This is a genomic window from Roseibium sp. RKSG952, assembly GCF_009711355.1.
The window spans coordinates 1-4,837 of the sequence record NZ_SMMF01000700.1; the positions used below are offsets into that span (position 1 = coordinate 1).

Below are 4,837 nucleotides of genomic sequence, written 5' to 3' on the forward strand. Positions count from 1 at the left end.
CGAGTGGCCCTGAAAAAAGGGGCAGGTCAGTCGGATCAAATCGGATTTAGTGGTCACATGCTCCGGAATATGTACCCAGAGCTTGGCGCAAATAAAACTTGCACCATGGAGGCCATCCCAACATGGCCGAATGATCGAACACTGCGACAGTACAGGCGCTAACCACGGTATTGGGCTGCAGAATTATTTGTTTCCATCATGGCCATTGTTGTTTATACGCAATGCTTTGAATCTAACAATTTTTGGGTTGTGTCGATCAAGACGTGAGATGCTAGCTTGGGACCGTCGCGAAAGCCCTCGAGATGACTATGATATGAACCGACTAAATTTTAAGAAGAGCATCAAGCGCCAGTTTGCAATAACATTTGCGCTTATAGTGCGCGAAATGACCACACGATACGGCAACAAGTTTGGCGGATACATGTGGGCCGTCCTGGATCCCGTGCTGACAATCTCGATCCTGACCATAGTTTTTTCGGCAATTGCAAGAGTCCCGCCGCTGGGGAGATCATTCGCCCTGTTTTTTGCGACCGGATATGTTGCATTTTACATTTATCGATCCACCACGGAGCAGGTTTGTAAAGCGGTAGAGGCCAATAGGGCGCTCCTTAACTATCCGGTCGTCCAAATATATGATGCAATCATTGCCAGATTTTTTTTGCAAGCAGCAACGCTCTTTGTTGTGTTCATTTTAATGTTTGGGACGCTTTACCTTATTGTACCATTCGAAAAAATCGATCTGGAGCCGATACTCATAGCAAGTATGATAAGCATCTCTCTGGGTGCCGGGGTCGGGATTTGTAATGTCGTATGGTTTCACATGAGCAGCACCTATGAGCAGATATGGGGCATTATCAATCGGCCACTTTTCATAATTTCAGGAGTGTTTTTTCTTCCCGAGAGCATTCCCCACCCTTACCGGGAATGGCTGTTATGGAATCCCTTGGTACATGTGATCGGTTATTTCCGGTCAGGATTTTACCCTACGTATCGCGCGAATTACGTGGATTTGCCATATGTCATCGGTTTGAGCGTTTTTTGCATTGTGTTTGGCCTGTTCATGGTCTGGTTGCGCGAAGCCAAATTGCGGGAACCCAAATGATTCGCCTGGAGAACCTCACAAAGCACTTCAAACTGAAGGGACAACTTCATTATATCGCCAAGGATGTGTCACTCACCATCCCGCGCGGCGAAAGCATTGGACTGTTGGGGCGCAACGGCGCCGGGAAATCAACGCTTCTCAAGTTGATCGCCGGCACCATCAAGCCAAGTTCGGGAAGGATTGTCCGCATGGCCAATGTTTCCTTTCCGCTTGGCTTTCAAGGGAGTTTTAACGGTTCTCTGACAGGAGAACAGAATGTGCGCTTTGTTGCCAGGATTTACGGGCAGGATACCGACAGGCTTGTCGCCTATGTCCAGGATTTTGCGGAGTTGGGAAAGGCTTACCAGGCACCCGTCAAGTCGTACTCGTCCGGTATGAAGGCGCGTCTTGCATTCGGCGTCAGCATGGGAGTAGATTTCGAATATTATCTGGTCGATGAAATCACCGCAGTCGGGGATACCAATTTCAAGAAGAAATGCAAACGGGTTTTTGAGGAAAAGCTGCAACACGCGGATATTATCATGGTATCCCATTCAACCGGCACATTGAAAGAATATTGCACGACGGGCATTGTGCTTGAGGATGGTCAGGCGATTTATTTTCCGAATATCGAAGATGCGATCAAACGCCATAACCAGAATATGGCACGCCGGTAAGGCAAAATTGCTGTAGAGACTAAGGTTCTAATACATGTCATCAGCCTCAAAGGCGGCTCCGCCGAAGAAGACCGAAAACGCGAGGGACGCGGAAGTTGTGCCGCTTCCAAACAGTGGAAAACCGTCTGCTCCGGCCCTTCCCAAAGACAAGACCCTTCTTGACAAGCTGAAGCGTGCCGGCCTTGATCCCCAAAAACTCTTGGACTTGACACGTCAATCAAGTCCGGCGGCGGCAATTGCCAAGAACCGGCACCGGTTTATGGTTCTTGGGTTTTTCCTGTTTGTTGCACTGCCATCAGTCCTGTTTTCTGCCTATATGCTGTTCTGGGCAAGTGATCAGTACCACAGCACCACTGCCTTCGCGGTCCGCAGTTCAAATTCTGCGCCTGCAACCGATATTCTCGGGATGGTGCTTGATAGTGGTGGTGAATCTACAACGTCAAACAGTTACATTGTCTACGATTATCTGCAGAGTCAGGCCGCGTTGGAGAGCCTTCCAAAATCGGTGGACATCGAGCAGATATTTAATCGCGAAAACTCTGACTGGTTGTTCCGGATGGGCACAAGTTTGCCCATAGAAGACCAGCTCGATTACTGGAATCGCATGGTCGATGTCAGCTACGATCAGACATCCGGAGTTATATATGTTGAGGTTCGAAGCTTTTATCCGCAAGACTCCGTGACGATAGCGCAGGCGATCGTTGATCGCAGCGAGGCGTTGGTGAACGAACTCTCCGAGAACAATCGCAGGCAAATCGTCAAATTTGCTGAGGAAAACGTCGCACGGGCGGAAGCCCGCCTGAAAGCCATCCGCAAGCAGATGCTGACCTATCGGGAAGAAACACAGGAAGTCAGTCCGGAAGACAACGCCAGAATCGCGGTTGAAATGATTGCCGGACTTGACCAGCAAGTCGCAGCAAAAGAGGCCGAACGGACAACCCTGCTCAATTACCTGGACAAGGATTCCCCAAAAATCCGGATCCTGACCGAGCAGATTGCAGCGCTGAGAACACAGATCGACACCGAACGCAAACGGGTCGGTGGCGGAACGTCAAACGTCGCGTCCACTGGCCCCGGCGGAAGGGATTCACTTTCGTTCCGGATTGCGGACTACTCCGAACTGGCTCTCGAAGAAGAATTTGCCCGCCAGCTCTATACCACATCTCTGGCAGGTCTCGAGCAGGCACGTAAGGACGCGGACAGCAAGCAACTGTATTTGGCCACCTTCATCAAGCCCACACTGTCACAAGATGCCCAATATCCGCATCGGTTGCTCTATTCGCTTGCCTTTTTCCTCTTGCTCGCAGGTGCATGGGTGGTTGGTGTCCTGATGTACTACAATATCCGGGACCGGACTTAGGGCTTTCTGTTAGGTCGCGTTCGGCGCCCCGCTTTGCTGCCGGGAGCGCTGGGGGCTGCCGATTGGTTGAACCTGCCGGTAGCTGCTGGGTGGAAAACCCCGGATCTCCTCTCCATGCGAATATGCGGAATCCATTATGCGGATTGGTCTGGCCACATCGGGGCTTTTGCGGCTCAAACCGCTGATTGACCAGAGTCTTAACGGGCGGAGCGCGCGCCTTTACGGATTTCTCGGCGTTTCGGATGCCATGGTTGGTTGGGGTCACAAGGAAACCGCCTTCAATGCGCGGAATTACGCGCGCAAACACATGATACCCTATATTGCCTTTGAGGACGGCTTCTTGCGCTCTGTCCGGCCGGGAAACGATGAAAAGACGGTTTCCGTCGCAATTGATCGCACTGGTATCTATTACGATGCGACAGGCCCGAGCGATCTTGAAGCACAGATCCGGCGGAGACGGTCTGGAGGGGCAACGGCCCGCGACGCGCAAAAGGTGCTCAACCAATTGCAAGGCCTAAGGCTATCGAAATACAATGATTTTCCGGACACTCTGCCAGATCTCCTGAAACACTACACCGGCGACGATGCACCTGTTCTGGTCGTGGACCAGACAGCGGGTGACGCGTCGATTGCAGGTGCTTTGGCAAGCGACGCCAGTTTTGGCGAGATGCTGCGGTGGGCCGTGCAGGAAAATCCAGGATGCCCGATTGTGGTAAAGGTGCATCCGGAAACCCTTGCAGGGCGGAAGGCCGGCCATTTCAGTCCCGCCCAGATTGAAGATCTTGCCCGGAATTCGGAGGTCATCCGCGAAGCGCTAGCTGCAGAACGCATCAGGCTTTTTACCGAAAAGGTCAATCCTTGGGCACTGATGGAAGTTTGCCAAAAAGTCTACTGCGTATCGAGCCAGCTGGGATTCGAGGCCCTGATGGCGGGCGCCGAGGTGCATTGCTTTGGTCTGCCCTTTTATGCCGGTTGGGGGCTGACCCGTGACCGTTTGCCTGCTCCGTCACGGCGCTGCACGGCATCACGCGAAGCACTGATTGCGGCAGTCTATCTCGACTATTGCCGATATTTTGATCATGAAAGAAGCCAGCTCATCACGTTTGACGAAGCCGCTGCGATGATTGCCGACCGCCGTGACAGCATGTTCGCAAAGACGCCAACGGACATGTTTCCTTGGTGAAGGCATCTTCGGGCCCGTGCAACCTTTTGACATCCCTGTCTGGATGTCGGTCACGATCGATGTTTCCGAATTCGTGGCATGATTCTTAAAGGTTCGGAACGGTGGTCCGGGGAACCCCGTCAGGACCCGCGCTCGCCGGTTAATTCGTCAATTTGAGAAAGGTGCAAGTGTTCCGTACCATCTGTTCATCTTGCCGCGCTTCTTGGTTGAATCCATCGAAGCCGGTTCCAAGCGGCTGTTTTTGGACAAATTTCTGACTCTGAAAAAACACGCTCCGCCCGAACTAACGCCATTCAGTTTTGTATTTATTTCTGCGGAATTACAAAAATTTTGGATGGTCTGGCTGCGGGTGGGGCTCTCTCTGATTTGCTTGGTGTGCCAAGACTGGCATTTCACGGCGCCTGGAACCCGCATCTTGTTACTTCACGAACGAATGAGCGGGGTTTGTTGGGATGGATGTAGACGGAAGCCAAACGGATACCGGGTCCTACACCGACATTACGGATTGGGGCAGTTTCCACGGCAGCAGCAGTCAT

General features: G+C 52.1%; 4 protein-coding genes. All 4 read left to right on the top strand.

Annotation, left to right across the window (positions count from 1 at the left end; translation table 11 throughout):
* The first annotated feature begins 421 nt into the window (after window positions 1–421).
* The 4 genes from E1297_RS04185 to E1297_RS04200 all read left to right on the top strand — a co-directional run bounded on the left by E1297_RS04185 (window position 422) and on the right by E1297_RS04200 (window position 4,301).
* Window positions 422–1,102, top strand: coding sequence for an ABC transporter permease (locus E1297_RS04185; protein WP_244327632.1), 681 nt, complete (start codon window positions 422–424; stop codon window positions 1,100–1,102).
* Window positions 1,099–1,758 (top strand): ABC transporter ATP-binding protein, encoded by a 660-nt coding sequence (locus E1297_RS04190; RefSeq protein ID WP_155134276.1) that lies wholly within the window; start codon window positions 1,099–1,101, stop codon window positions 1,756–1,758. The genes E1297_RS04185 and E1297_RS04190 overlap by 4 nt, the downstream gene beginning before the upstream one ends.
* A gap of 34 nt (window positions 1,759–1,792) precedes the next feature.
* On the top strand, window positions 1,793–3,118 hold the full coding sequence (locus tag E1297_RS04195) for an RkpR, polysaccharide export protein (RefSeq protein WP_155134270.1): 1,326 nt from the start codon (window positions 1,793–1,795) through the stop codon (window positions 3,116–3,118).
* Between the two features lie 136 nt (window positions 3,119–3,254).
* The gene (locus E1297_RS04200) at window positions 3,255–4,301 is read left to right on the top strand and encodes a hypothetical protein (protein WP_155134273.1); all 1,047 of its coding nucleotides are present in this window, start codon (window positions 3,255–3,257) and stop codon (window positions 4,299–4,301) included.
* Window positions 4,302–4,837: the final 536 nt, after the last annotated feature.

Coding starts and splice junctions, on each gene's coding strand:
- E1297_RS04185 (WP_244327632.1), top strand. CDS start 422: ATGTGGGCCGTCCTGGATCCCGTGCTGACAATCTCGATCCTGACCATA.
- E1297_RS04190 (WP_155134276.1), top strand. CDS start 1,099: ATGATTCGCCTGGAGAACCTCACAAAGCACTTCAAACTGAAGGGACAA.
- E1297_RS04195 (WP_155134270.1), top strand. CDS start 1,793: ATGTCATCAGCCTCAAAGGCGGCTCCGCCGAAGAAGACCGAAAACGCG.
- E1297_RS04200 (WP_155134273.1), top strand. CDS start 3,255: ATGCGGATTGGTCTGGCCACATCGGGGCTTTTGCGGCTCAAACCGCTG.